The organism is Arthrobacter sp. NPDC093128, assembly GCF_040683875.1.
Classification (GTDB): domain Bacteria; phylum Actinomycetota; class Actinomycetes; order Actinomycetales; family Micrococcaceae; genus Arthrobacter.
Genome location: NZ_JBFBEY010000006.1, coordinates 211,415 through 236,196 on the forward strand (window position 1 = coordinate 211,415; position 24,782 = coordinate 236,196).

General features: G+C 65.1%; 29 protein-coding genes, 1 other RNA gene and 1 riboswitch. Of the genes, 15 read left to right on the top strand and 15 right to left on the bottom strand.

Annotation, left to right across the window (positions count from 1 at the left end; genetic code table 11):
- The first annotated feature begins 139 nt into the window (after positions 1 to 139).
- From AB0N24_RS09510 to AB0N24_RS09525, 4 genes are all read left to right on the top strand, one after another.
- On the top strand, positions 140 to 739 hold the full coding sequence (locus AB0N24_RS09510) for a GDSL-type esterase/lipase family protein (RefSeq protein WP_364123152.1): 600 nt from the start codon (positions 140 to 142) through the stop codon (positions 737 to 739).
- Positions 740 to 861: 122 nt separating this feature from the next.
- Positions 862 to 2,148 (top strand): serine hydrolase domain-containing protein, encoded by a 1,287-nt coding sequence (locus AB0N24_RS09515; protein WP_364123154.1) that lies wholly within the window; start codon positions 862 to 864, stop codon positions 2,146 to 2,148.
- Between the two features lie 80 nt (positions 2,149 to 2,228).
- Positions 2,229 to 3,056, top strand: a complete 828-nt coding sequence (locus AB0N24_RS09520; RefSeq protein ID WP_364123156.1) for a DUF4097 family beta strand repeat-containing protein — start codon at positions 2,229 to 2,231, stop codon at positions 3,054 to 3,056.
- Positions 3,057 to 3,680: a PadR family transcriptional regulator gene (locus AB0N24_RS09525; protein WP_364123158.1), complete on the top strand. Its 624-nt coding sequence runs from the start codon at positions 3,057 to 3,059 to the stop codon at positions 3,678 to 3,680.
- Positions 3,681 to 3,939: 259 nt separating this feature from the next.
- Here the strand turns inward: AB0N24_RS09525 and rsrA are convergent, their stop codons facing one another.
- Positions 3,940 to 4,200 carry a mycothiol system anti-sigma-R factor gene (gene rsrA, locus AB0N24_RS09530; protein WP_028270137.1) on the bottom strand — a complete coding sequence of 87 codons (261 nt, stop codon included), beginning with the start codon at positions 4,198 to 4,200 and terminating at the stop codon, positions 3,940 to 3,942.
- Complete coding sequence (locus AB0N24_RS09535; RefSeq protein WP_364123235.1) at positions 4,197 to 5,030, bottom strand: sigma-70 family RNA polymerase sigma factor; 834 nt, start codon at positions 5,028 to 5,030, stop codon at positions 4,197 to 4,199. Before AB0N24_RS09535 ends, rsrA begins: the two co-directional genes overlap by 4 nt.
- Before the next feature lie 319 nt (positions 5,031 to 5,349).
- Between AB0N24_RS09535 and AB0N24_RS09540 the strand changes: the two genes are divergently transcribed.
- The 11 genes from AB0N24_RS09540 to AB0N24_RS09590 all read left to right on the top strand — a co-directional run bounded on the left by AB0N24_RS09540 (position 5,350) and on the right by AB0N24_RS09590 (position 14,234).
- Complete coding sequence (locus AB0N24_RS09540; RefSeq protein ID WP_104172304.1) at positions 5,350 to 5,898, top strand: DoxX family protein; 549 nt, start codon at positions 5,350 to 5,352, stop codon at positions 5,896 to 5,898.
- A 6-nt stretch (positions 5,899 to 5,904) separates the two neighbouring features.
- Complete coding sequence (aroA, locus tag AB0N24_RS09545) at positions 5,905 to 7,281, top strand: 3-phosphoshikimate 1-carboxyvinyltransferase (RefSeq protein WP_364123161.1); 1,377 nt, start codon at positions 5,905 to 5,907, stop codon at positions 7,279 to 7,281.
- Positions 7,271 to 8,386, top strand: a complete 1,116-nt coding sequence (locus tag AB0N24_RS09550; protein ID WP_364123163.1) for a ribosome small subunit-dependent GTPase A — start codon at positions 7,271 to 7,273, stop codon at positions 8,384 to 8,386. The genes aroA and AB0N24_RS09550 overlap by 11 nt, the downstream gene beginning before the upstream one ends.
- Positions 8,387 to 8,497: 111 nt before the next feature.
- On the top strand, positions 8,498 to 9,310 hold the full coding sequence (hisN, locus tag AB0N24_RS09555) for a histidinol-phosphatase (RefSeq protein WP_104172301.1): 813 nt from the start codon (positions 8,498 to 8,500) through the stop codon (positions 9,308 to 9,310).
- A gap of 193 nt (positions 9,311 to 9,503) precedes the next feature.
- Positions 9,504 to 9,617, top strand: a riboswitch (SAM riboswitch).
- Between the two features lie 34 nt (positions 9,618 to 9,651).
- A complete protein-coding gene (locus AB0N24_RS09560; protein WP_364123165.1) occupies positions 9,652 to 11,079 on the top strand; it encodes an aminotransferase class V-fold PLP-dependent enzyme in 1,428 nt (475 codons plus the stop codon).
- A 63-nt stretch (positions 11,080 to 11,142) separates the two neighbouring features.
- Positions 11,143 to 11,916, top strand: coding sequence for a methyltransferase domain-containing protein (locus AB0N24_RS09565; RefSeq protein WP_364123167.1), 774 nt, complete (start codon positions 11,143 to 11,145; stop codon positions 11,914 to 11,916).
- A 31-nt stretch (positions 11,917 to 11,947) separates the two neighbouring features.
- Positions 11,948 to 12,661, top strand: a complete 714-nt coding sequence (locus AB0N24_RS09570) for a metal-dependent transcriptional regulator (protein ID WP_364123169.1) — start codon at positions 11,948 to 11,950, stop codon at positions 12,659 to 12,661.
- A 45-nt stretch (positions 12,662 to 12,706) separates the two neighbouring features.
- Positions 12,707 to 13,126 (top strand): CrcB family protein, encoded by a 420-nt coding sequence (locus AB0N24_RS09575; protein ID WP_364123171.1) that lies wholly within the window; start codon positions 12,707 to 12,709, stop codon positions 13,124 to 13,126.
- Complete coding sequence (locus AB0N24_RS09580) at positions 13,123 to 13,491, top strand: CrcB family protein (RefSeq protein WP_364123173.1); 369 nt, start codon at positions 13,123 to 13,125, stop codon at positions 13,489 to 13,491. Before AB0N24_RS09575 ends, AB0N24_RS09580 begins: the two co-directional genes overlap by 4 nt.
- A 91-nt stretch (positions 13,492 to 13,582) precedes the next feature.
- On the top strand, positions 13,583 to 13,954 hold the full coding sequence (locus tag AB0N24_RS09585; protein ID WP_364123175.1) for a hypothetical protein: 372 nt from the start codon (positions 13,583 to 13,585) through the stop codon (positions 13,952 to 13,954).
- 145 nt (positions 13,955 to 14,099) lie between these two features.
- Positions 14,100 to 14,234, top strand: a complete 135-nt coding sequence (locus AB0N24_RS09590; RefSeq protein ID WP_258073794.1) for a hypothetical protein — start codon at positions 14,100 to 14,102, stop codon at positions 14,232 to 14,234.
- Positions 14,235 to 14,353: 119 nt separating this feature from the next.
- On the opposite strand, the gene ssrA is transcribed toward AB0N24_RS09590, so the two are convergent.
- The 13 genes from ssrA to AB0N24_RS09655 all read right to left on the bottom strand — a co-directional run bounded on the left by ssrA (position 14,354) and on the right by AB0N24_RS09655 (position 24,762).
- Positions 14,354 to 14,722, bottom strand: a transfer-messenger RNA (tmRNA) gene (gene ssrA, locus AB0N24_RS09595).
- Positions 14,723 to 14,884: 162 nt separating this feature from the next.
- A complete protein-coding gene (gene smpB / locus AB0N24_RS09600; protein WP_214842159.1) occupies positions 14,885 to 15,355 on the bottom strand; it encodes an SsrA-binding protein SmpB in 471 nt (156 codons plus the stop codon).
- Positions 15,356 to 15,493: 138 nt separating this feature from the next.
- Positions 15,494 to 16,882 (bottom strand): peptidoglycan DD-metalloendopeptidase family protein, encoded by a 1,389-nt coding sequence (locus AB0N24_RS09605; protein ID WP_364123177.1) that lies wholly within the window; start codon positions 16,880 to 16,882, stop codon positions 15,494 to 15,496.
- 27 nt (positions 16,883 to 16,909) lie between these two features.
- Entirely contained in the window at positions 16,910 to 17,824 is a 915-nt protein-coding gene (gene ftsX, locus AB0N24_RS09610; protein WP_104172294.1) for a permease-like cell division protein FtsX, read from the bottom strand.
- Entirely contained in the window at positions 17,821 to 18,618 is a 798-nt protein-coding gene (gene ftsE, locus AB0N24_RS09615; RefSeq protein WP_364123180.1) for a cell division ATP-binding protein FtsE, read from the bottom strand. The genes ftsX and ftsE overlap by 4 nt, the downstream gene beginning before the upstream one ends.
- Positions 18,619 to 18,806: 188 nt before the next feature.
- Positions 18,807 to 19,922: a peptide chain release factor 2 gene (prfB, locus tag AB0N24_RS09620; RefSeq protein WP_364123182.1), complete on the bottom strand. Its 1,116-nt coding sequence runs from the start codon at positions 19,920 to 19,922 to the stop codon at positions 18,807 to 18,809.
- Between the two features lie 53 nt (positions 19,923 to 19,975).
- The gene (locus AB0N24_RS09625; RefSeq protein WP_364123184.1) at positions 19,976 to 20,389 is read right to left on the bottom strand and encodes a pilus assembly protein TadG-related protein; all 414 of its coding nucleotides are present in this window, start codon (positions 20,387 to 20,389) and stop codon (positions 19,976 to 19,978) included.
- Positions 20,390 to 20,433: 44 nt separating this feature from the next.
- Positions 20,434 to 20,955, bottom strand: coding sequence for a hypothetical protein (locus AB0N24_RS09630; RefSeq protein WP_364123186.1), 522 nt, complete (start codon positions 20,953 to 20,955; stop codon positions 20,434 to 20,436).
- 28 nt (positions 20,956 to 20,983) lie between these two features.
- Positions 20,984 to 21,430: a TadE family protein gene (locus AB0N24_RS09635; RefSeq protein ID WP_364123188.1), complete on the bottom strand. Its 447-nt coding sequence runs from the start codon at positions 21,428 to 21,430 to the stop codon at positions 20,984 to 20,986.
- Between the two features lie 3 nt (positions 21,431 to 21,433).
- The gene (locus AB0N24_RS09640) at positions 21,434 to 21,634 is read right to left on the bottom strand and encodes a hypothetical protein (RefSeq protein ID WP_364123237.1); all 201 of its coding nucleotides are present in this window, start codon (positions 21,632 to 21,634) and stop codon (positions 21,434 to 21,436) included.
- Positions 21,635 to 21,746: 112 nt separating this feature from the next.
- Entirely contained in the window at positions 21,747 to 22,688 is a 942-nt protein-coding gene (locus AB0N24_RS09645) for a type II secretion system F family protein (protein ID WP_364123190.1), read from the bottom strand.
- Complete coding sequence (locus AB0N24_RS09650; RefSeq protein ID WP_364123192.1) at positions 22,685 to 23,539, bottom strand: type II secretion system F family protein; 855 nt, start codon at positions 23,537 to 23,539, stop codon at positions 22,685 to 22,687. The genes AB0N24_RS09645 and AB0N24_RS09650 overlap by 4 nt, the downstream gene beginning before the upstream one ends.
- Complete coding sequence (locus AB0N24_RS09655; RefSeq protein WP_364123194.1) at positions 23,539 to 24,762, bottom strand: ATPase, T2SS/T4P/T4SS family; 1,224 nt, start codon at positions 24,760 to 24,762, stop codon at positions 23,539 to 23,541. Before AB0N24_RS09655 ends, AB0N24_RS09650 begins: the two co-directional genes overlap by 1 nt.
- Between the last annotated feature and the right edge of the window lie 20 nt (positions 24,763 to 24,782).

Consider the following 24,782-nt stretch of genomic DNA (forward strand, 5'->3'; position numbering starts at 1 on the left):
CGAAATTCACGACTCCGGCCGGGCAGCGCTGCTTAATGGAAGGGGCTGCCGCCAACAGACCGTCCGCCGCCGGAGTTGGCCGGGAGCCCGCTTCCATGGAACGCTGAATTTAGTTGCATATTGAGGTAAAGAGGTAGTCGTGGAAGACAGGAAGCTGCGGATTGCGGCTGTTGGAGATGAACTGTTGGCCGGCTTGGGCGATCCCCGGGCGCTGGGCTGGCTGGGCCGCGTGCTGGCCCGCACTCCGCAGGACGGCATCACCGTCGAGTGCTATGCCCTCCCCTGTCCGCAGGAAGGCACCGAAGGCCTGGCCTCCCGGTGGCTTGACGAGGCGGGGCGCCGCTTCGGCAACAACCACGAAAACCGGCTCGTGATCGGACTCAGCGGGCGCGACGTCGAGTTCGGGCTGTCCACGGCCCGCAGCCGGCTGAACCTCGCCAACATCCTGGACTCCGCATCGCAGAACAAAATCGAGGTCTTTGTGGTGGGCCCGCCGCCGTCGCTCGATCCGGCGCAAAACCGGCGGTTGGGTGAACTGAACACGGCGTTCGCGGACGTCACCACGCGGCGCAAGCACCTCTACGTTGACACGTTTTCGCCGTTGCTCAACCACGAGCAGTGGCGTCAGGACCTCGCCGCCAACAGCGGCACACCGGGACAGGCCGGCTACGGACTGATGGCCTGGCTGGTGCTGCACCGCGGCTGGTTCCAGTGGCTCGGCATCGCCGCTCCGGAGTAAGAACCAAATCCCCGCCGCGGCACCGTGGGCAATTTGCTGCACCGTACCCGGTAAGGCTTGACACCTGAGTCGTGCCCGTGACCCAATGGCCCCATAGCGCCGTCGACAGAAGGTTGTGGGTCATGACCGCTCCGGGAAATTCCAAGGCCTCCTTTGCCCCGGCAGCCCTGGCCGCGGCACTGATGCTTGCCCTGGCAGGGTGCAGTCCGGGCCAGTCTCCCGCTCCGTCCAGCCCGGGGTCGAACTCAGCCTCAACGTCGCCGTCCAACGCCACCAGCGGTACACCGACACCTTCGTCGGGAGACAGCGCGCTGCACCCATTTGACCAGGCCGCGCTTGAGCAGACCTTCAGCGAAGCTGCCCGCGAACTGCGCGTCCCCGGGGCAGTGATGTTGCTGCGGACCCCTGGCGGCAACCTCACGCGCACCTACGGCGTGCGAAGCATAGGCGGATCCGATCCGGTGACGCCGGAAGACCACGTCCGGATCGGCTCCATCACCAAGACGTGGACCGGCACGGTCATCCTGCAGTTGGTCCAGGAAGGCAGGATCAAGCTCGACGACCCGGTGGCGGACTACCGCCCGGATGTACCGAACGGCGCCAACATCACCATCGAGCAGCTGCTGACGATGCGCAGCGGGCTCTACAACTACACCGAGGCCCTCGAAGTAAACCAGGTCCTCGACGCCGATCCCGGAAAGGCGTGGACCCCCGAAGAACTCCTCGCCGTCGCCTTCCGTAATCCGCCCTACTTCGCTCCCGGCGAGGGCTTCCACTATTCCAATACGAATACGGTGCTGCTGGGCCTGATCGCGGAAGCCCTGGACGGCAAACCGCTCGCCGAGTCCTTCCGCGACAGGCTGTTCACGCCGCTTGGCCTGACCCAATCCGTGTTTCCCGAAGTGACGTCCAACGCCATTCCCGCACCGCATCCGCACGGGTACATGTTCGGGAACAATGTGTTGACCCTCGACGATCCGGCCCTCCCCGAGGACATGCAAAAGGCTGCCGCGGACGGGACGCTCCAGCCTACGGACCAGACAGCCATGAACCCGTCATGGGGCTGGGCGGCCGGTGCGGGAATCTCGACGGCGGAGGACCTGGCCACCTGGGCCGAGGCGCTCGGCGGCGGGAAGGTGCTGGGGCCGGATTTGCAGAAATTGCGTTTGGACAGCCTCCAGCCGGTTAAGGCCGACGATCCGGGCGGCGCCCTCTACGGGCTGGGCATCGCAAAATTCGGCAACCTCTTCGGGCACACCGGCGAACTGCCCGGGTTCAACAGCTTTGCCGGCTATGACCCCGGGAACAAGGTCACCCTCGTTGTCTGGACCAACCTGGCCCCGACGCCGGACGGCCGGGACCCGGCGACGGCCATCGCCCGCACCGTCATCGGGAAGATCTACCGCTAACGGCTGTCGACTCTTGCTTTTCGCCAAGACGCGATATATCGTCAATTCATATTCACGATATATCGCAACTTGGAGGAACTGTGGACGACAACACCTGGACCGTCACCGGTCCGCAGACCATCGACGTCGACGGCGTCAGGTCACTGAAACTCGGAATTATCCGGGGCCGGTTCGATGTGGTCACCCACGCCGAGGATGTCACGCGGATCGAAGTCTCCGAAATCCACGGCGACCCGCTGACCGTGACCCTGGCCAACGGAAGGCTCGAGGTGCGCCACCAACTTCAGGGCGCCCAGGGCTGGTTCAAGAACCTGATGGGAACAGTCCACAACAACAGCACCAACTCCATCGTGATCAGCATTGCGCTCCCGGCCGGAGTCGAAGTCGAAGCAGGAACCGTCAGCGGAGACGGCCTCGTCTCCGGGATCAGCGGGCACACAAGGCTGAATACCGTCTCAGGATCAGTCATGGCGGACGGCACGGCCGGCGAGCTCCACGTCAACACGGTCAGCGGCGAAGTCATCGCCCGGAACCACGACGGCGTCCTCACCGCCAAGAGCGTCTCCGGCGAAGTCACCGCCTCCGGCCGGTTCAGCAACATCCGCGCCCACACCGTGAGCGGCGACATGAGCTTTGACCTGCACGGCTTCACCCACGACTTCGGGGCGAATTCAGTGTCAGGTGACCTCACGGTCCGGGTGCCCCAGGACGTGGGCGTGGACATCGTGGCACAGTCCGCCAGCGGCGCTGTGGTCATTGACGACCATAAGTACGTCCAGCCCGGCGGCAAGGTCCAAACCATCGCCGGCCCGGATACGCAGCTTATGTTGGTCCGGACCAACTCCATCTCCGGAAAGACGTCCATCATCCACAGCGGGTCGCCCGCAGAAGCCGAACCGGGGGCCTAGATGCCTCCGGTCTTCGCCCACGGCGCGCTGCGCCTCTATCTCCTCTCCCTGCTGGAGTCCGGCCCCAAACACGGCTACGAACTCATCAAGGCCCTCAGCGAGCGGTTCGGGGGAACCTACTCCCCCAGCGCCGGCACCATCTACCCGCGGCTCGGCAAGCTGGAGGAAGAGGGGCTCGTGGCCACGGAGTCCGAGGGGCGCCGCACCAACTACCGCATCACCCCGGCCGGGCTGGTGGAGCTCAACCGGCGCAGGGACGAACTCGCCGGAGTCGAAAATGATATTTCGGACTCCGTCCGCAGGCTTGCCGACAACCTGCGCGAGGACATCCGCGCCAATATGCGCGGACTCCGGGCCGACCTTGCCGCCACCGCGGAAGCTGCGAGGTCATCAGCACGTTCCGCGGCATTTCCCGACCGCGGCACCCGGCATGGCCCCGAAAGCGACCGAACGCTGAAGGAAGCGGAAATGCTGCTCCAGGCATTCAGGGACAGCCTCCGGGTTGAGCTTCGGGTTCGGGCCGGCTCCGCCCCCATCAGCGGCGTCACGCTGGAAACGATCCGGACGGTACTGGATCAGGCCCGGATATCCATCCGCAACTCGCTGAAGGCAGACAGTCACTGAGCCTGACTCGGTTCGCGGGCCGTCGCGTGATGTGGGAGACTTGAGGGCAGCTCTTTTGAGTACCAAGATTAAGGAGGCCAGCTATGAGCAAGCGAGCACGTAAACGTCGTGACCGTAAGCGTGGCGGCGCGAACCACGGGAAGCGCCCCAACGCCTAAACTACGGTTTGGAACATGAGCTTTAAAGCGAAGGGCCCCGGAAACCACATGGTTTCCGGGGCCCTTCGCTTTAACATCCGGGGCGGGCTGCCGACGGGGGGCTAGGCCTCCACGGGACGAATCGAGTGGATCCGGTCCAGGATCGCGTTTTTCAGGTTCTCCGGAGCGGCTTCCGTACAGGACCGCTTGACCACCTTGCGGATGACGCACTCGAGATCGTACTCCTCAAGGCACTCCGGGCAACCGTCCAGGTGATCCTTGATCTCGGCGATGTCGCTGTGTGTCAGCGCACCGTCCAGGTATTCATAAATACGTTGCATCCGGGCGTCGTCGCAATCGCCCAGTCCCTGGCAGTCGCTCATTTCCTGTTCTCCTGTTTTGTGCTTTCGGCCGCTGCGCCTGAATCGGTTGCGGCTTTGAAACCCCGCTCTGCGGCATAGTCCGCGAGCATGTCCCGCAGCATTTTCCGGCCGCGGTGGAGCCGGGACATCACGGTGCCGATCGGGGTGTTCATGATGTCCGAGATTTCCTTGTAGGCGAACCCCTCCACGTCAGCAAAGTACACCGCGAGCCGGAATTCTTCCGGGATCGCCTGCAGGGCGCGCTTCACATCGGAATCGGGAAGGTGGTCCAGCGCTTCGGCTTCCGCGGAGCGCAGACCCGTTGAGGTGTGCGACTCTGCCCGTGCCAACTGCCAGTCCTCAATCGTGTCCGAGTTCGACTGCAGCGGCTCGCGCTGCCTCTTGCGGTACAGGTTGATGTACGTGTTCGTGAGGATCCGGTAGAGCCATGCCTTGAGGTTCGTGCCGGGCTTGTACTGGTGGAATGCGGAGAAAGCTTTGGTGTACGCCTCCTGGACCAGGTCTTCTGCGTCAGCGGGGTTCCGCGCCATCCTCATGGCAGCGGAATAGAGCTGGTCGACGTACTGCATGGCGTCGCGTTCAAACCGCTGCCTGCGCTGCTCCGTGGTCTCGGACACCACGTCGACTTCCGCCTCCGCAGCGTCCGTCTCCCCAGAGTCCGTCTCCACAGCTTGCGGCGCGCCGCCAGGGCGGGCCGCAGCGTCCTTCGGGGACTCACTGATGGTCTTGGCGTCGTTTCCGGCAGCCTCATATATGGCCGCAACGGCCGGGTCAATGGTGCTCATTGCCTTCAAGTCTACTGTGACGCGCCCGCCAACGCCCGGCGGCAGTCCGCCGGCTTCGCCATCGCGTCCGGGGAACTCCAACGGAGCGAGGAGTTCCACGCTGTCCCTAACCAATGTCAAGCTTCATCTCCGCTCTGTGTCCTTACTGTTGGGGCCCTTGCTGTTAACGCCCCGCGCTGACGCCCTGAGCGTGCAACCGCCCGGTGTCCGCAAACGTCCCAAGGCCGTGCCCATGCACGGCCCCTGACTCATTGGGACCTGCTTTTCACAACCACGTCCGGCGGGCAAATATTCCGCAAAAGTGCAAGACTAGAACCGGTTCCCCCGCAGAAGTTCCGCGGCTCGTCCACCCAGGAGGAAATTCATGTCCTTAGTCCGTTTTCTCGCCCGGCCCATGCTGGCTTCCAGTTTCGTCCTCGCCGGCCTGGACAAGCTAAAGAACGCGGATGACACTGCGACGCAGTTGTCCCCCCTGCTGCGGCGTGCGGCGGACTCCCTCCCGTTCGCCACGAACGAAAAGGTGCTGGCCCGGGTCATCGGTGGCACCCAGGTGGGCGCCGGCGTGCTGTTCGCCCTGGGCAAGTCAGCCCGGCTCGCCGCCTCCGTGCTCGCGGTTATTTCAGTTCTGAATGCCTACGTCGAGTGGCGCAGCGCGGATATCACGTCCAAGGAAGCACGGGACGCCCGCCGCACCCAGCTTCTCAAGAACGTCACGCTCACTGGCGGCGTGCTGCTGGCCTCCGTGGACACCGCCGGCAAGCCGAGCCTGGCCTGGCGGGCCGAGCACCTGGCCGCTGATGCCCGCAAGGGTGCCAGCCACCTGACGTCGGACGTTCGCAAGACCACCGGCAAGCAGCTTAAGAAGGCCGACAAGGCCGTCCGCAAAGCCGTGGACCACGCAGTGAAAGCATAGGCACGAATGACAGGCACCGCCCCCACCACCCCGGCTCCCTCAACACCCGCGGATGGAACCCACTGGCCCGCACCGTTCGCTGAGACACCGGTCAACGCGACGGTCACCGTCCCGGGCTCCAAGTCGCTGACCAACAGGTACCTGGTCCTTGCCGCCCTGGCCGACGGCCCGTCCCGCCTCCGTGCACCCCTGCATTCGCGCGACTCCGCGCTGATGATCCGGGCCCTGCGCCAGCTGGGAGCCGGTATCCGTGAGGTCCCGGGAGACGGCTCGTTCGGGCCCGACCTCGAGATCACGCCGCTCAGCCCGGACCCGGCGGCGGCCGGTACCGCGATCGACTGTGGCCTCGCCGGAACCGTGATGCGCTTTGTCCCCCCGGTGGCTGCGCTCCGCAACGGCGCCACCGTTTTCGACGGCGATCCGCACGCCCGCAAGCGGCCCATGAACACCATCATCGAGGCACTGGCTGCCCTCGGCGTTGAGGTCAGTGCCGCCGACGGGACGAGCCCGACATCGCTTCCCTTCGTAGTGGAAGGCACGGGCGAAGTCCGCGGCGGCCACCTTGTGATTGACGCGAGCGCATCATCGCAGTTCGTGTCGGCACTGCTCCTCGTGGGCGCGCGTTTCAGCGAGGGCCTGCACCTGGAGCACGTCGGCAAGCCCGTGCCGAGCCTGGACCACATCAACATGACCGTGGCCGTTCTGCGCGAAGTCGGCGTGTCCGTCGACGATTCCGTCCCGAACCACTGGATCGTGGCACCCGGCTCCATCCGGGCGTTCGACCGCCGGATTGAGCAAGACCTGTCCAACGCCGGTCCCTTCCTCGCCGCGGCGCTGGCAACCGGCGGCACGGTCCGCATTCCCAACTGGCCGGCGCCCACCACACAGGTGGGCGATCTTTGGCGCAGCATCCTGGCAGAGATGGGTGCCACTGTCACGCTGGAGAACGGGACACTCACCGTCACAGGCGGCCCCGAAATCAAGGGCGCAGACTTCGCCGACACCAGTGAACTGGCGCCCACTGTGGCCGCCTTGTGCGCGCTGGCCACCGGCCCCTCACGGCTCAGCGGCATTGCGCACCTCCGAGGCCATGAGACGGACAGGCTTGCCGCCCTCGTCACTGAAATCAACCGCCTGGGCGGGGATGCCGAAGAAACAGCCGATGGCCTGGTGATCCGGCCCGCGAAGCTCCACGGCGGCGTCGTCCACAGCTACGCTGACCACCGCATGGCCACGGCGGGGGCAATCCTGGGCCTCGCCGTCCACGGAGTCGAAGTCGACGACATCGGCACCACATCCAAGACCATGCCGGACTTCCCGCAATTGTGGGAAGCCATGCTGACGCAGCTTGGCCGGCAGACGGAACAGGCCAGTGGGGCGTAGCACCGGCTCCTGGGACGAGTCCGATATCCGGATCCGCCCCAACAAGAAAGGGACCCGTCCCCGGACCAAGGACCGGCCCAGCTATGACGACGCCGTAACCGGGCGCATCATCACCGTGGACCGCGGCCGCTACACGGCTGTGGTGGGCGAGGATACCGGCAACGAACGCATTGTCATCGCGGCGCGGGCGCGCGAACTGCGCCGTTCGCCGGTGGTGGCCGGTGACTTCGTGTCCCTCGTCGGCGATGTCTCCGGCGAGCCGGACACCCTAGCCAGGCTCGTGAAGATCCAGGACCGCCGCACGCTCCTGCGGCGCAGCGCCGACGACACCGACCCGATCGAACGGGCGGTGGTCGCGAATGCCGACCAGCTCGTGGTGGTCGTGGCCGCCGCCAATCCCGAACCGCGCACCGGTTTTATTGACCGCGCCCTGGTGGCGGCCTACGACGCCGGGATCGAGCCGCTGCTCCTCGTCACCAAGGCGGACGTCAAGGACCCCACCGAACTCCTGTCCAACTACCGGCACCTGGACTTCCCCGTGATCATCAGCAGGACCGCCGATGCGGCCGCCTCGGGAATCGATGCGCGCTCCGATGACGGGCTGTCCGCCCGGCTCGACGGCGACGCCGTGTCGCAGCTGCGTGCCCACCTCGACGGCAAGGTGACGGTCATGCTTGGCCATTCCGGGGTGGGCAAGTCCACCATGGTCAACGCCCTGACCGGCGCAGAGCGCGCTACCGGAGGCGTCAACGCCGTCACCGGGCGGGGACGGCACACGTCGTCGTCGGCGCTGGCCCTGCGGATCAGTGACGCGCCCGCCGGGAGCTGGATTATCGACACCCCGGGCATCCGGTCATTCGGCCTCGCGCACGTGGACCCGGACCGGATCCTCCGGTCCTTTCCCGATCTCGAACCCGGCACGGATGCCTGCGAACGCGGCTGCAAGCATGATTCCTCCGCCGTCAACTGCGGAGTGGACGCCTGGGTGTCCGAAGGGCACGCAGGGCCGTCCGGCGCAGCGCGGCTGGCGTCACTGCGCCGTCTGCTCGGCACCGATCCCCGGATGGAAGCGCAGGAAGCCAAGGAACTCGGCATTGTTTCGTAGCGCCGTTTCGCCGCCTGTGCCCGGGGCCCTGCCACGGGGCGGATTCACGGGCAGCACGGTGCAGGACGTGGCCTCCCAGCCGGCCGGCCGCAGAGACGGTAGTTTGGAAGCATGACCCAACCCGCTTCGAGCTACAACGATGACCTGCGCCTCGCCCATGTCCTGGCCGACTCTGTTGACTCCCAGACCATGAGCCGTTTCAAGGCGCTGGACCTTCAGATTGAAACCAAACCGGACCTTACCCCGGTCACGGATGCTGACAAGGCAGCTGAAGAATCCATCCGCGGACAGCTCTCGCGCTCCCGCCCGCGCGACGCCGTCCTCGGCGAAGAGTTCGGCAGTTCCGGGCATGGTTCCCGCCGCTGGATCATCGATCCGATCGACGGCACCAAAAACTTCGTCCGTGGTGTGCCTGTCTGGGCCACCCTGATTGCCCTCGTGGATGAGGGCGAACCCGTGGTTGGCCTGGTCAGCGCGCCGGCACTGGGCAAGCGCTGGTGGGCCGCGAAGGGCGCCGGCGCCTACATGGGGCGGTCCCTTGCTGCGGCCACGCGGCTGAAGGTCTCGAACGTGTCCGAGCTTTCGGACGCTTCACTCTCCTACTCGAGCCTGGGCGGCTGGAAGGAACGCGGCAACCTGGACGAGTTCCTCGGCCTCACCGAGGAGGTTTGGCGGACCCGCGCCTACGGCGACTTCTGGTCCTATTGCATGGTGGCCGAGGGATGCGTGGACATCGCCTGCGAGCCGGAGCTGAACCTCTACGACATGGCCGCGCTGGTGCCGATTGTCACTGAAGCGGGCGGCCGCTTCACATCCTTGGAGGGAGTGGACGGCCCCTTCGGCGGAAACGCCCTGGCCACCAACTCGATCCTCCACTCCGAAGTCCTCAAGCGGCTGAACCCGGACCTCGACGACCTCCTCTGAGGGGTGGCCCGCACCGGAACCCGGTGCGGACGCATGGACGGACTGCAGAATAAACGACGGCGGATGCCCCTCCCAAGGGGGTGTCCGCCGTCGTTTATTCGGACGGAACCCGCTTCTCCGGGCATGCGTAACAAACGGCTTAATAATTGGCGTGGCTTTCCCGCGGCGCCGCGAATGTCCTAATCTCGAAACAGGTCACGAGTGCCAGCGCGAAACCCCGGTTTGCTGGCCGGCAACCCTCCATTCGCGGTGGGGTGCCCCGGGTGACGACCAGGCCGGTCCGGAACGGACCCGGCAAGCGCGGATCCCCGGAGTGAGGGGTCCTTTACAGTGAGGTCCCCATGACTACTGCCACTTTCCCCGCAAACCCCGGAACCGCGTCCTCGACGGCCGCAGGCCTCCTGGACGAACGCTTCACCATTGCCAAGCGGCCGCTCTCGGCCGTCACCGGCGCCGAGATCCAGGCTCCGCTGATCCAGGGTGGCCACGTCCGCTACGCAAACCTGGACTATGGAGCGTCCGCTCCGGCCCTTTCCGTCGTGTCGGCCTACCTGAACGAAATCCTGCCGTACTACGCCAGTGTCCACCGCGGCGCCGGCTACGCCTCGCAGATCAGCACCTCGGTGTACGAAAACTCCCGGAGCATCGTCCGCGCATTCGTCGGCGGCAGGACCGACGATTCCGTGATCTTCACCAGGAACACCACGGACTCCCTGAACCTGCTGGCGGGCTGCCTGCCCGTGGCGGACGGCCGCCACACCGGTGAGGTGCTGTATCTCGACATCGAGCACCACGCCAACCTGCTTCCCTGGCAGGGTGTGCCGCACCGCAGCGTTGTTGCCGCTCCCACGCTGAGCGCCACGCTCGAGAACCTGCGCTCCGAGCTCAGCCAGGGCGACATCAGCCTGCTGGCCGTAACGGGAGCCTCCAACGTCACCGGTGAAATCCTCCCCATCCGCGAGCTGGCCGCACTGGCCCACGAACACGGCGCAAGGATCGTTGTGGACGCGGCACAGCTGGCCCCGCACCGCCGCATCGATATCGCGGCGGACGACGTCGACTACCTCGCCTTCTCGGGCCACAAGCTGTACGCGCCGTTCGGCTCGGGTGTCCTCGTGGGCCGGCCGGACTGGCTCGACGCCGGCACACCCCACCTGGCAGGCGGCGGAGCCGTCCGTGAGGCCCGGCTGGACTCCGTCAGCTGGGCTACCGGACCGGCGCGGCATGAGGGCGGGTCGCCCAACGTTCTTGGTGCAGCCACGCTGGCCCGCGCCACGCAGGTTATCGGTGCGCTGGACCAGGAGCTGTGGCACGCCCACGAGACAGCCATCAGATCCTTCCTCGTTGAAGGCCTGCGGAAGATCGACGGCGTTACGGTCCACCAGATCTTCAGCGACACCGACCAGGCAGCGGACACCATTGGCGTGGTCAACTTCTCGGTCGAGGGCTACGACGCAGGCCTCGTGGCCGCCTACCTTTCCGCGGAACACGGTGTTGGCCTCCGCGACGGCCGCTTCTGCGCCCACCCGCTGCTCAAGCGCTTGGGCCTTCCGTCCGGTTCGCTGCGTGCAAGCTTCGGCGTCGGGTCCAGGCTGGAGGACGCCCAGCGCCTGCTGGCCGGCATCGAGGAACTCCGCAGGACCGGTCTCGGCTGGGACTACGTGGTGGACTCCGGCCGCTGGGTACCGGCCAACGACACCCGCAGCTACCCGGACTGGGCACCCAACACCCCCGGCACCGCGGGAGCAGCGCCCTGCACCGAAGACTAAGGGCCCGGCGTTTGCGGTAAATTCGAGGGGTAAGTAATCCAGCCTGCCCGAAGGAGACTGCACGTGGCACGGGGAGGCCCCAAACTGCACCACCAGCGCCGGTATGAACTCGGACAGAGCTTCCAGGACGGCGGTGAGCATTATGACCGTGTCCGCCCGGGCTATCCTGCCGATTCGGCGGACTGGCTGATCCGAAGCGCCGGCGGGACAGCCGGGGCCGCCAATGCCGCTGACATCGGAGCCGGGACGGGCAAATTCACTGTCTTGCTGGTGCAGCGTGGTCTCACGGTCTCCGCAGTGGACCCCTCGCCGGACATGCTCGCCCAGCTGCGGCTTGCCCTGCCGGGAGTTCCCGCGGCAGAGGGCACCGCAGAGGCGACCGGACTCGCGGACAGCGCGTTCGACGTCGTCAGCGTTGCCCAGGCGTGGCACTGGTGCGATCCGCTCCTTGCGAGCACGGAAATTTCCCGCATCCTCCGCCCCGGCGGCGTGCTGGGGCTGGTCTGGAACCAGTTGGACACGTCGGTCCCGTGGGTTCACCGGCTCTCCCGGATCATGCATGCCGGCGATGTGCACAAGCCGGACTTCCGTCCCGCGATCGGGCCGGAGTTCACCGGGCTTGAGAGCCACCTGACACGCTGGGAAGATCCGGTGACCACCGAGGACATTGTGGAATTGGCGAAGTCCCGCAGCTATTACCTTGCCGCCGGTGAGGGCACCCGGGCCAAAGTCCGGGACAACCTGGACTGGTACCTCCACGAGCATCTGACCCACTCGCGCGGGGACGTCGTCGGACTCCCCTACCTGACCCAGACCTGGCGGGCGTTCAAAGCATGAGTCGTGCAGACAAAGCGGTAGGCTTGGACCCGTGAAGACCAGCGCGCCCTCCTCCTCCATCGAGGACTACGTCAAGGTCATCTACTCCTTCACGGAGTGGCAGGACAAACCCATCACCTCCTCGCAGCTGGCACAACGGCTCGGGGTCGCGAACTCCTCGGTCTCGGAAATGGTCCGAAAGCTGAAAGACCAGGGCCTGGTTGACCACAAGCCCTACAGCGCCATCACGCTCACGGCCGACGGCATCCGGCTGGCGCTGTCCATGGTCCGGCGTCACCGGCTCATCGAGACCTACCTTGTCCAGGAACTCGGCTACAGCTGGGACGAGGTCCACGACGAAGCCGAGCTCCTGGAACACGCCGTCTCCGACACCTTCATCGAGCGGATGGCCCGCAAGCTCGGCAATCCGCTCCGCGACCCGCACGGCGATCCCATCCCCGCAGCGGACGGCACCGTCCGCATGCCCCGCGCCCACCGTATGAGCGAACTCGACGAGGGCCACACGGGCCGGATCACCAGGATCAGCGACGAAAACCCCGACCTCCTGCGCTATCTGTCCGCCGAGAAGATCGACCTCGATGCAGACATTGAAGTACTCGGCCGGAAACCCTTCGGCGGTGCCCTCGTGGTCCGGATCGGCCCGGCGGGCGCCGACCGCGAATTCGACCTTGCCGATGAGGTTTCGTCAGCGCTGTGGGTGCACAGCGACACGGGCCATGCCGGATGCCGGCTTGCGGACGCCTGAACCCGTGCCCACCGTATCGGTGACGCCTGTAACGGTGCTGCCTGAATGAAGGGTGTCGCGGGCCCGGGCTGGCGCGCCTGGACGGCGGTGGCCGTCGGGGCACTCGTTGGGACGGAGCTCCGCTACGGCCTGGGCTTGGTCTTCCCGGAAGCCGCCGGAACGATCCCCTGGACCACCCTGGCCATCAACGTCAGCGGCAGCTTCGTCCTGGCGGCCCTCACCACGGTCTGGATGGCCCGGCCGACGACGGCGTTCTGGCTGAGGGCAGGAATCGGGCCGGGGCTCCTGGGATCCTTCACCACCTTCTCGGCAGTGGTGTTCTCAGTTGACCAACAGGCACGTTCCGGCCTACACGCGACATGGCTGATCTATCTCGGACTCTCTCTGGTCCTGGGGCTTGGTGCGGCCGCCGCGGGCTGGAAGGCCGGCAAGGCCTTGAGTGACCGGACCGGAGGAGCCTCATGACAGCTGTGTTGGTCGGTATTTTTGGCGTTGCCGGGGGCTTGCTCAGGTTTTCCATCGACACCTGGTTCGCGCACCGCACCGGCACGCGCCGGCACTGGCCCTGGGCAACGCTGCTGGTAAACGTCACCGGGTCACTCATCATCGGCCTTTCAGTGGGCGTCAGCGGACGGCTGGGGCTCGGCGAGGAATGGCATGCCTCGGTCGCCACGGGCCTCGCGGGCGGCCTGACGACGTTCAGTTCCTGGACCACTGCAACCATCCGGCTTGTCAGTGAAGGGCGGTACCCGGCGGCGGCGCTGAACGTGGCTGTCAATCTCGTCGCAGGGCTCTCGGCGGCGGCGGCAGGCATAGCCCTTGCCGGCTGACAGGCCCGCGGCTTTCCAACCGACGCAGGCCAGCGCCCCGCGGTCTGAATGTGTGAATCCCGAGGGGTCCTGCATCCCGTAAAGTTAAACGATGGTTACGCGACGTGAAGCAGCTCAGATCCTTGATATTCCACTGGAAATGGCACACCGTCACGGTATCCCTGCCAGGCTGTCGGATGCCGAGCTGTCCGAGCTCCTGGACAATCCCCCGGCCTGGCTCGTCCAGTCCAAGGCCAACCGGACCGGCAAGCGCCCTGTCTGGGTCCAGCTGACCTGTGCCGTCTGCGGCTTCTCGGAAGCCGCCCGGCCCAAGAAATGGTGGCCGCCGTTCACGTACGTGTGCTGCGCCCATCACGCCCTCGATGACCTCCCGCCGGTCCTGCCGGGCCTGGTTCGCAGCGAGTATGAGGGGATCGGCAGCCGGTTCGTCGGCATTGTTGACGTTGAAGTACCCGCTTCCTGACGGCCGGCGCCCGGGCGGGGTCCGGTTCGACGCGTGAATCGGGCGGTGCCGGAAGCCGGCGTTGGTGCCAGTTTCATTCACGAGAAAACAGGCGTACCTTACAAACACGGGGCCTATTCAGGGCCCCGACGTTAGGGAGGGCGACATGCCTGACAAATCGCCGCACCGGCAGGTCACCAAGAAGTCGGACAAGACCATCAAGCAAAAAAGGGCCGAAAAGAAGTCCAAGCATGAGGTGGACGCCCACGTGGACCCTGTAGCGCACATCAAGAAGCGCTGACGCGCCGCGGCCATGGCTGGCCGCTGGCGGATGCAGGAACGGTGCTGAAAACACAAAAGGCCGGAAGCTTTCGCTTCCGGCCTTTTGCACGGGGTGGAACGGCGTTGCCGCTGTCCCGATGGTGGAGATGGGGGGAATTGAACCCCCGTCCGATGTCGTGTTGTCAGGGCTTCTCCGGGCGCAGTTCGCGTCGGATTTTCTCGGCCCCAGCTATCCTGCAAACAGGTAGCTGATCCGGGCCCAGTCATTTAAGAGTCCCGTTCACCCCAATGACGAAGGTAAACAGCAGTGGCTATCTTAATGACGCCAGGATCCGGGACGATAGCGTTCCCGGGCTGACGGACTGTCTTACTGCTTAGGCAGCGAGAGCGAAGTCAGTGCGCGTTTGTTTGGCACTTATTGTTTTGCAGACAGCGTTTACGAGATAATTCTGCATCCTCGGCCCGCTTCACCTGTCGCGACTAACATCGTCGAAACCGATCATCCCCGTATTTTGTTATCAAACCGGTCAGGACCCTTGCAGAACCCTTCATGGTTCCGCGCCGTTCCTTCCCGGACTACCAATCATAACGCACTGCCGGGCGGAATCATTCCCGGCAGCAACCCGCGTGTTGCGGACGGCGGCTGCTTTCGCGCCGCTGGCCGGAAGGTCAGCCGCGGTTGCGTTCGCGCATGACCCGCAGCGCCTCGCGCTTGTCCTGCTGTTCGCGGAGCGTCTGCCGCTTGTCGTATTCCTTTTTACCGCGTGCGACGCCGATCTCCACCTTCGCCCGCCCGTCCAGGAAATACAGCTGGAGGGGGACGATGGTGAAGCCGGATTCACGGATCTTGTGCGAGATCTTGGTCAGCTCCTCGCGGTGGAGCAGCAGTTTGCGCCGCCTGCGGGCGGAGTGGTTCGTCCAGCTTCCCTGGTTGTATTCGGGGATGTGGATGCCCTCCATCCAAAGCTCGTCATTGTAGAACGTGCAAAACCCGTCAACCATGGAGGCGTGGCCCTCGCGGAGGGACTTGACTTCCGTCCCCATCAGCGCGATGCCGGCCTCGTAGGTGTCGAGGACATGGTAGTCATGCCGGGCCTTCCGGTTGGTGGCCACTACCTTACGGCCACTTTCTTTCGGCACGGTGGAACTCCTCAGCTCTTGGTCTTGATGGATGCCCCGGCCGCGGCGGCTCGAAGCTACTTAAGTCTACGGCAGGCGCGGGGCAAGCCGTTTGTACCGGTCACCGCGCTGCAATCAGCGGCCGGCGCTGAGGGTCTGTCAGAGCAGGATCATGGGATCTACGGCCTTGCCGTTGAGCCAGGTCTCGAAGTGCGAATGGCAGCCCGTTGAGTTGCCGGTCGTTCCGGAATAGGCGATGAGCTGTCCCTGGCTGACCTGCTGGCCTATCGAGACCACCACGCTGCTGTTGTGGTAGTAGATGGTGGTCAACGAGTTGCCCTGGACAACGCCGTGCGAAATCTTGACGTTGTTGCCGCCGCCGTCGTTGCTCCACCCCGCTGAGACGATGGTGCCGGCCGCCGGGGCGTAGACAGGGGTGCCGCAGCTGGCGCCGAAGTCGATGCCGGTGTGCATGTATCCGCCGGAGCCGTAGAAGTCCACGGTACCTGGGGGCGTCGCGCGCCAGCCGAATCCCGAGGTGATGGGGACGTCGGACGAGAAGGGGTGCCGCAGCCCGAAGGCTGAGGGCGGTCCGATCTGCGGGACATACGGCTGGGCTGCCTGGCCGGCTGCCCTTGCCGCGGCGGCGGCGGCCTCGGCAATGCGGCGCTGTTCCGCTTCCCATGCTTCCCGGAGTTTCCGGTCGCGCTCGACGATCTCGGAGGCTACTGCATCCTGCGCCGCCTGGACCTTGGAGAGCTGGCTCTGGATGCCGGGCTTGGCTGCCTGGAGCTCGTTGTTGAGGCGGGTGGTATCCGCGATGAGCTTGTCCACCTGTTCCTTCTTGGCGGCAGCCTCGTCGCGGGCTGCCTTCTCCCGGGCCAGGGCGGCGTCCGCCTTGGCCTTGAGGTCCTTGATCTCCGCCTCAACCGCTTGCAGGCGGGCCTGCGAATTGACGTTGGTGGCGTTCTGCTGGGACAGCTTGTCCATGGCGGAGTTCTGGCTGCGCATGGCCTGGTCCGCGAGGTCGATGGTGTCCGTCAGGCTACCGCCGCTCTTGGATCCAAAGAAGAGCGTGAGGTTCGAAGGAACGCCGCCGGATTTGTAGGCCTGGGTGGCAATCTGCCCGATGAGTTTCTTGGTGTCGGCGATCTTCTGCTTGTCGGTTTCAAGCTGCTGGGTGATCTTGGCTTTGTTCTGCTGTGCAAGATCAACACGGGCGGCGAGGGCCTCGACTTCCTTGACTGCACTCGCAACCCGGCCCTGCGCCTCGAGCAGCGCCTGCTGCGCGGCCGGGAGCTGGCCTTGGTAGATCACCAGGTCGCCGGCAGCCTTGGCAATCTTGGCGTCCACGAACTCAAGGGACTGCTGCACTCGGGCGGCCTCGGCTTCGAGGGCGGCCTGCTTGTCCTCAAGCTCGTCTGCGAAGGCCACGGGTGTCGAGGCACCCAGGCTCGCGGCCAGAATTAGCGCCAGGACGGCACTGATCATGCGGCTGCCCCGTCCCGCGGTCCGGAACCGGCGGGCCTTGCGGTCCATAGCTGTCATCATCATTCCTTCGTTGGTAGCCACAGCCTAGACCCGCAAATATCTACGTAAGGTCAAGAGAGACGAAATTCCAGCCAAGGTTGCGCCAAGGGCGAGCAGCGCCGGGGCCAGGAGCAGCGTCTGCGCCGGAGAGATAAATGCCGTGTCCGGATACTGCTTGGACATGTACTCCCCAAGGAAGAAGTGGGCCACGGCCCAGAGGGTGCCGGAAGCCAGCGCCGCTCCAATCACGGCGGCGATGACGCCTTCGAGAATGAACGGCAGCTGGATGACGATCTTGGAGGCGCCGACCAGCCTCATGATTCCGGTTTCCCGCCGCCTGCTGAACGCGGACAACCGGATGGTGGTGGCAATCAGCAGGATTGCGCAGACGATCATCACGCCGGCGATGATGACAGCCACCAGCGAGGCGGCGTTCATCACCGAAAAGAGCCGTTCCAGGACCTGGCGCTGGTCGATCACGGTTTCAACGCCGGGCTGTGACGCAAACGTCTCGCTGATGATCTGGTATTTTTCCGGATCCTTCATGTTGATCCGGAAGGAGGCGGGCAGCTGGTCCGGGGTCACCGAGTCAACGATCGGTGAATTGGAGAACTGCTCCTTGAAGTGCTTGTACGCGTCGTCCTTGGATTCGAACTGGAAGTCGTTGATGTACTGGGACACGGCAGGCGATTCCAGGAGCGTGCGCAGGTTCTCCTGCTGTTCCGGGGTGGCCGTCCCGGTGGCGCAGCCGGCCGCCGTCGAGCCGTCCCCGCAAAGGAAGATTGCCACCTGGACCTTGTCGTACCAGTAGCCCTTCATCTGGTTGATCTGCAGCTGGAGCATACCCGCCGCGCCAACGAACGTCAGCGACACAAAAGTCACCAGGATCACCGACACCACCATGGACAGGTTGCGCCTCAGCCCGCTGCCAATTTCGCCGAGGATGAATGCGAGCCTCATTTGGCCTCCCCTGCGGACGAGGGGACGGACCCGTCACCGGGTTCGGTTGCGGACTCATCCGGGCGTCCGCTGGCATCCTTGAGGCGCCGGGACTGCCCTACGACCGGGATCATCGAGGTGTAGAGGGCACGGGCCTCGTCACGGATGACAACGCCGTTCCGGAGCTCAACCACGCGTTTACGCATCTCGTTGACAATGTCGTCGTCGTGCGTTGCCATCACTACAGTGGTGCCGTTCTGGTTAATCTTGTCCAGGACGCCCATGATGCCCATGGAAGTGGTGGGATCGAGGTTTCCGGTGGGTTCGTCGGCCAGGAGGATCCCCGGACGGTTGACCACGGCGCGGGCGATCGCCACGCGCTGCTGCTCGCCGCCGGAGAGCTCGTGCGGCATCCGGTGTTCCTTGCCCTCCAGGCCCACCGTTTTGAGGACCTCGGGGACCGTGTCCCGGATGATGCTGCGGCTCTTGCCAATGACCTGCATGGCGAAGGCGACGTTCGCGAAGACATTCTTCTGCGGGAGGAGCCGGAAGTCCTGGAATACGACGCCGATCCCCCGGCGCAGCCGCGGCACGCGCCAGCTTGAAATGTTCGCTACGTTCTGGCCGGCCACGTAGACGGCGCCGGAAGTGGCCCGGTCTTCCTTGAGCACCAGGCGGAGGAAGGTGGATTTGCCGGAACCGGAAGCGCCCACGAGGAACGCGAACTCGCCACGGTCAATTTCAAGGTTGACAGAGTCCAGCGCCGGCCGGGCCGTCTGGTCGTAGACCTTGGTGACATTTTCGAAACGGATCATTGCCCTAAGTACCCTGCAGGACACGGCTGATGGAGCCCCGTACTGCAGCCGGCGCACGGGCTTTCTTTTGGGGGAAGTAGAGCTCCGGCCCCTCGACTATACGCACGGGTACCTGCAGAAAAGCTTGAGTTCCTGCGCGTGTCGCAGGTTTTCAGCCACCGAATGGAATGCCCCGTCACTGTATGGTCCTAGTTGGCGGCGTTGCGGTTGTCCGTGCGCCAGCGGATGCCGGCGTCAATGAAATCGTCGATTTCGCCGTCGAAAACGGCCGAGGTGTTGCCGACTTCGTGCTCGGTCCGGAGGTCCTTGACCATCTGGTAGGGGTTCAGCACGTAGGAGCGCATCTGGTCGCCCCACGACGCCTTGACATCCCCGGCGAAGGCCTTCTTTTCCGCGTCCTCCTGCTCCTTCTTGAGAAGCAGGAGCCGGGACTGGAGGACCCGCAGGGCGGCGGCCCGGTTCTGGAGCTGGGACTTTTCGTTCTGCATGGACACCACGGTCCCGGTGGGGATGTGCGTCAGGCGAACGGCAGAGTCGGTAGTGTTCACGGACTGGCCACCGGGGCCGGAGGAGCGGAAAACGTCCACCCGGATTTCGTTGTCCGGAATGTCGATCGAGTCCGTCTGCTCGATCAGCGGAATCACTTCCACGGCAGCGAAGGACGTCTGACGCCGGCCCTGGTTGTCAAAGGGGCTGATGCGGACCAGGCGGTGCGTGCCGGCCTCGACGCTGAGCGTGCCGTAGGCGTAGGGGGCCTTGACTTCGAAAGTGGCGGACTTGAGCCCGGCCTCTTCGGCGTAGGAGGTGTCCATGATGGTGGTCGGGTAGCCGTGGCGTTCCGCCCAGCGCAGATACATCCGGAGGAGCATCTCGGCGAAGTCCGCCGCGTCAACGCCGCCGGCGCCCGCACGGATGGTGACAACGGCTTCACGCTCGTCGAACTCACCGGACAGAAGCGTCACCACTTCAAGGTCCTTAAGCGACTTGCGGATGTACTCAAGTTCCGCGGCCGCCTCGCCCATGGAATCGGCGTCGTCCTCGTCCTGGCCCAGCTCCACCAGGACCTCAAGGTCGTCGATCCGGGAAACGAGGGTGTTGAGCCGTTCGAGTTCGCTCTGGCGGTGCGAGAGCCTGGAAGTGATCTTTTGCGCGGCCGCGGGGTCGTCCCAGAGGTTCGGCTCGCCGGCGCGTTCGCTCAGTTCGGCGATGTCTTCCTTCAGCTCCTCAACATTCGAGACGTTTTCGATGGAGGTGTAGGTGGCGCGCAGGGCGCGGATTTCTGCGGAAAAATCAATTTGAGCCATGGTTGTTAAAGCCTACGCTATCCTTCCTAGCCGCTCTCACCGGTTCCGGACGGCTATCGGACGAGCCGGGAACGCGCGGTGGATGTCGCCTCAATCCTGATTCCGTCCGGGATGAGGAAGTTGACGATCGGGGGATGCACCTCCGCGGTCAGCACAACGACGGCGGTTGAACCGTCCGGGCTTCCGGTGGCCGGCGCGACAGCGAGGCCGTCGAGGCTGGCATGGGCGTCATTCCGGATGAGGTATTCGGCGGCGACGCTCCGCACCCGCGCGCCGTTGAGCAGCGCAGTGGGGCTTCCGCCTTCGGTCTCGACCTGGCCGAGTGTGTAACTGTCCGCCGCTGCCACGGATGCGCCGTCTGCCGCCGACAGCAGCTTCTTGTGTTCAAGGTAGAGAGAGGATGCCGCCATGACTGCGGTGGTGACCAGGAGCGCAAGGAGGACGTAGCCGATGATGAGGACCATCATCTGCCCGTCCTCCTTGTCAGGTTCAGGGCTCGGGTTGTTCACGGTTATCGGAATCGCCCCACAACCTGGGTGGCCGAGGCATCCAGTTGGCTTGCGTTGAGACGGAACGAATCGCTGAACGGTACAAATGGCAGCGGGACCGTGAGGTGGACGGTGATGGTGACGGCCGACCCCGGGGCGAGGCAGTCCGACGGCTGGCAACTTGCGTCCATCCGTGCGTTGTCCGCCGGATGCCCGTAGTCCGCGAGGGCGAGCATGGCTGCCTGCTCGGCAGCCGCACGGCCGCTTTCCGCGTCGGGCTGGGCAACGTAGACCTTGGCGGCCTGGTCGGCCGCACCGACCACGGCGAAGGCCCCACCCTGGATCTGCCCCACCGTGATGATGAAGTACACGAGGGGGACCATGAGGAGGAGGGCGAGGAACGTGAATTCGACGACGGCACTCCCCGGCTCCCCCGGGCGTGTTGTCCCGTTTCCGGACGCTGTGCCCGGTCCGGATTCGTGTGCGCGGGCGCTTTGGATCCCCCGATCGGACCCGGCGGTCCCGGCGCGGCCCGCAGTTTCCACCAAACGGCCTGTCAGCCTTGATGGAAATCTACGGCTGGATGGCGGCATGGCCTTTCACCTCCAGAGCCTCTCGTGGACCGATCAGGCCGATCACCGGCAGCGGCGCCCGGACCGTGACTTCGAGCGCACGGATTCCTTGAAATGTGACTTCCGTGGTGGTCACGTCCTTGGCGAAACCTTCGTTCAGGGCCATTCCGATCAGTTCGCCCGTGCGGTCCCTTGCGTCGGCGGCGTTCCGGTCGGCGAGTGTGCCGTACCTTGCCCCCGAGGCCGCAGCATCGATCAGTGTGTTGCGGACGTGCAGGACCAGCGCCAGCTGGATCACCGCGAGGAAGAACATTGTGAGCAGGCTGCCGACCAGGACAAAGTCCACAACGGCGGAGCCGCGTTCCCGCCGGGGCGTGCCACCGCACCCGGCTGGCTGTACTGCCGTCCGCCTGCAGGCAGCTTCCGCCACCGGGACCGCCACAGGCATGTGCTAGTTTCCGACCTTGTCCATGGCCTGGTTGAAAAGCCCCTCCAGGGCAGGGCCGGCGAGGGCCAAGAGGGCGGCGACCAGCACCGCGGACATCAACGTGATCATTACCCAGCCGGGCACGTCGCCCCGTTCGGGATGGTCCCCGTCCCGGGACTTGCTCGCCCGGGCTCCCGTCCCGGAGACCGCAGACGGCCAAACCATCAGGGTAAATGTGTGGATCAGGGCCAAGGCGCGGATTCCGCGGTGTTTCATTTAGCTTCCATTCTGTGGTTGCGGCTGGGTTTTCCCGGCGGTCCGGGCGATCTGGATTACGTCATAGTCCGAGGCTGATGGCCGCGAGTCCGGGAAACACGGCAAAGATGACCGTCAGCGGAAGGACACCAAAGACCAACGGCACCATCATGGCGATTTCCTTCTTTCCGGCCGATTCCATCAGCTCGCGCTTTGCAGTGTCGCGGACATCCTGCGCCTGGGCCCGTAGGACATCTGCAAGGGGTGTTCCGCGCTCCACTGCCACGATGATCCCGTCAACGAACCGCACCAGGGGTCCCAGGTCGGTCCGCGAAGAGAACCGCTGCAGGGCTTCGATCAGTGGTTTTCCGGCGCGTGTTTCCCCAAGAACCAGCTCAAATTCCTTGGCGAGTTCGCCGTGTGAGCTGCGGCAGACGCGGTCAAGTGCACCGGTGGCACTTTCACCCGCACCGACGGCAAGTGCCATTAGTTCGGCGAGGCTTGGGAACTCAGCCATCATCCGCTTCTCCCGCCGTTTGATCTGGGCACCCAGCCAGTAGTCCCTGAAAAGGAATCCCCCAAGGGCAGTGCCCAATATGGCGACGACTGCAAGGAACGGATTGAACCGTCCCGATGCGGCGGCGATTATTACCAGGCCGGTGGCCGCAGTGAATCCCGTGACTGCCCACAGCAGCTGTTCTGCCCTGAAGTCGACGGCTGACTTCCGGATTCCGGCCCGGGCCAGCCGGCGGCCCAATGCCGACGACCCCAAATTGAAACGGCTAAGAAACGAGAGTCCGTCCTTGAGGACCGGACGCAATATGCGCTCCAGGGGACCAAATGGCGTGAGGGTTTCATTCGCGGCCGACAGCAGCTTGGACTCCAGATTTTGCGATTTCAGTTGGGGCTCAATCCGTTCCGTGAAGCTGATTGGCCGCATGAACGGCAGCCGCACCACCAGAAGCCAAAGTCCCGCACCGAGAAGGATCCCGCAGACCAGGGCCGTTGCGTCCGGCGAGGTCACCTGAGCACCCGCTCGTCTTCGGGGAGGGCACCGATCCTCAGCATGACGGAGTAACAGATGGCGGACACAACCAGCCCGCCGAGGAGCACGGCCGCCCCCATCGGGGTGTTGTAAGCGGCGACTGCTTCCGGCCGGGTGGCCAGCAGCACCATGACAATCCAGGGCGCGGCCACCGCAAGGCGGGCCGCGTTCACCGTCCATGACTGCCGGGCCTCAAGCTCACTTCTGGTTCTGGCGCTCTCCCGGAGGAATTCGCCAAGCGTTCCGAGGAGCCGCCCCAGGTCTGAACCACCCACCTCACGCGTTAGCCTGAGTGCCTCCACAATCCGGTCGGCGACGGGGTCTGCCAGCCGTTCCTTAAGTCTGTTGAGGGCCGGATCGAACTGGCCGCCGGCACGGTAGTCGGCGCCGAAGTCGCGAAACACGTGCCGCAGCTCCTCGGGGCCCTTTTCACCCAGCTGGATCAGCGCTTCCGGCAGGGACAGCCCGGCCCTGATCGCGGAGCGGAGATGGTCAACAACATCGGGCCACAACCGGCGCAGCGTCGCCGTGCGTTTGCGGGCCCGCCATCTGACAACAGCCATCGGGAGCCACCCACCGAACAGGCCGAAGCAGGCTGAAATGGGCCAGGACCGGGTCACCGCGAAGAAGATCAGTCCGACAAATGCCGCGAGGCCCCAGCAGGTGGATGCCAGGCCCAGTCCCGAGACGTTTTCAATCCCGGCTGCACGCAGCAGGTCTTCGAGCCGGCTGGACCGCGGCCGTCGCTTGGCCTTCTCGGGCTGCTCCCAGGCAGACCACCAAATAAGGAACAGCCCGGTACCGAAGAGCACGCCCAGCACGGGTGCCATCAGCGGACCTCCAGAAGGGCCGCGACGTCGAATCCGGCCGTGGCGAACTTCTCAGCGGCCGGCATGGAGTTGGCCTTGGGGTGCAGCTGTCCGTCGGCCATTGCGAACACCATCGACGATTCGATAATTCCGTTTTCAACGCGTCTGCCCAGCGACAGGATCTCCGTCACTTGGCGGCGCCCGCTGGACTGCCGGCTGCAATGGACCACCAGGTCAATGCACGAGGCAACCGTCGGCACGACAAACGCGCTTGAGATGTTGTCACCGGCAAGGAGCGGCAACGTGCACAGCTTGGTGACGGCGTCGTGCGCCGAGTTCGCGTGGACGGTGCACATCCCTGGAAGCCCGGAATTAAGGGCGATCAGCATGTCCAGGCTTTCGGCCTCACGGACCTCTCCGACCACGAGGCGGTCCGGCCGCATCCTGAGGGCTTCCTTGACCAGCCTTCGCAGCGGGATCTCACCTTCGCCTTCAAGGTTTGGCTGCCGGCACTGCAAACCGACAACGTCACGCAATGGAAACTGCAGTTCGAAGATTTCCTCAACCGTGATGACGCGCTCCCGGGCGCCAATGCTGGCAGCCAGGCAATTCAGCATGGTGGTCTTACCGGCCTGCGTCGCCCCTGAAACCAGGATATTCAGCCCGCTGGCCACGGCGGCACCCAGGAACCGCGCCGCCTGGGGAGTAAGCGTGCCGAGCTCCACCAGGTGTTCGAGCCGGCTCGCCTTGACCACGAACTTTCGGATGTTGACGGCCCAGTGACGCCGTGTCACATCGGGAATGACGACGTGGAGCCGGGATCCGTCGGGGAGGGCCGCGTCCACGAACGGCGAGGACATATCGAGGCGGCGGCCCGAGCTCTTCAGCATGCGTTCCACGAGGTCCCGGACCTGCTGGTCCGAAAGGCTCAGGGACGTGAGCTCAGACTCGCCGTTCCGGGCCACGTAGATTTCGTTGGGCGCATTGAGCCAGATTTCCTCGATGGTGGGGTCATCCAGCAGGGGCTGCAGCGCGCCAAAGCCGGCTACGGCGTCGTATACATATCGGCGGGCAGTCTCCAGCGGGCCGATCGGCGGCAGCGGACCCATCAGTGCGCGTTCGTCGTAGTCGCTGACGGCCGCCTCGACGAGGCGCCTGACCTCGCCTGCCTGCCGCAGCGGGTCCAGGCCGCGGCGCCGGATCAGCTCGCGGACCTCGTCCTCCACGATTCGAACAGCATCCATGTGTTCCCCAATACGACTGC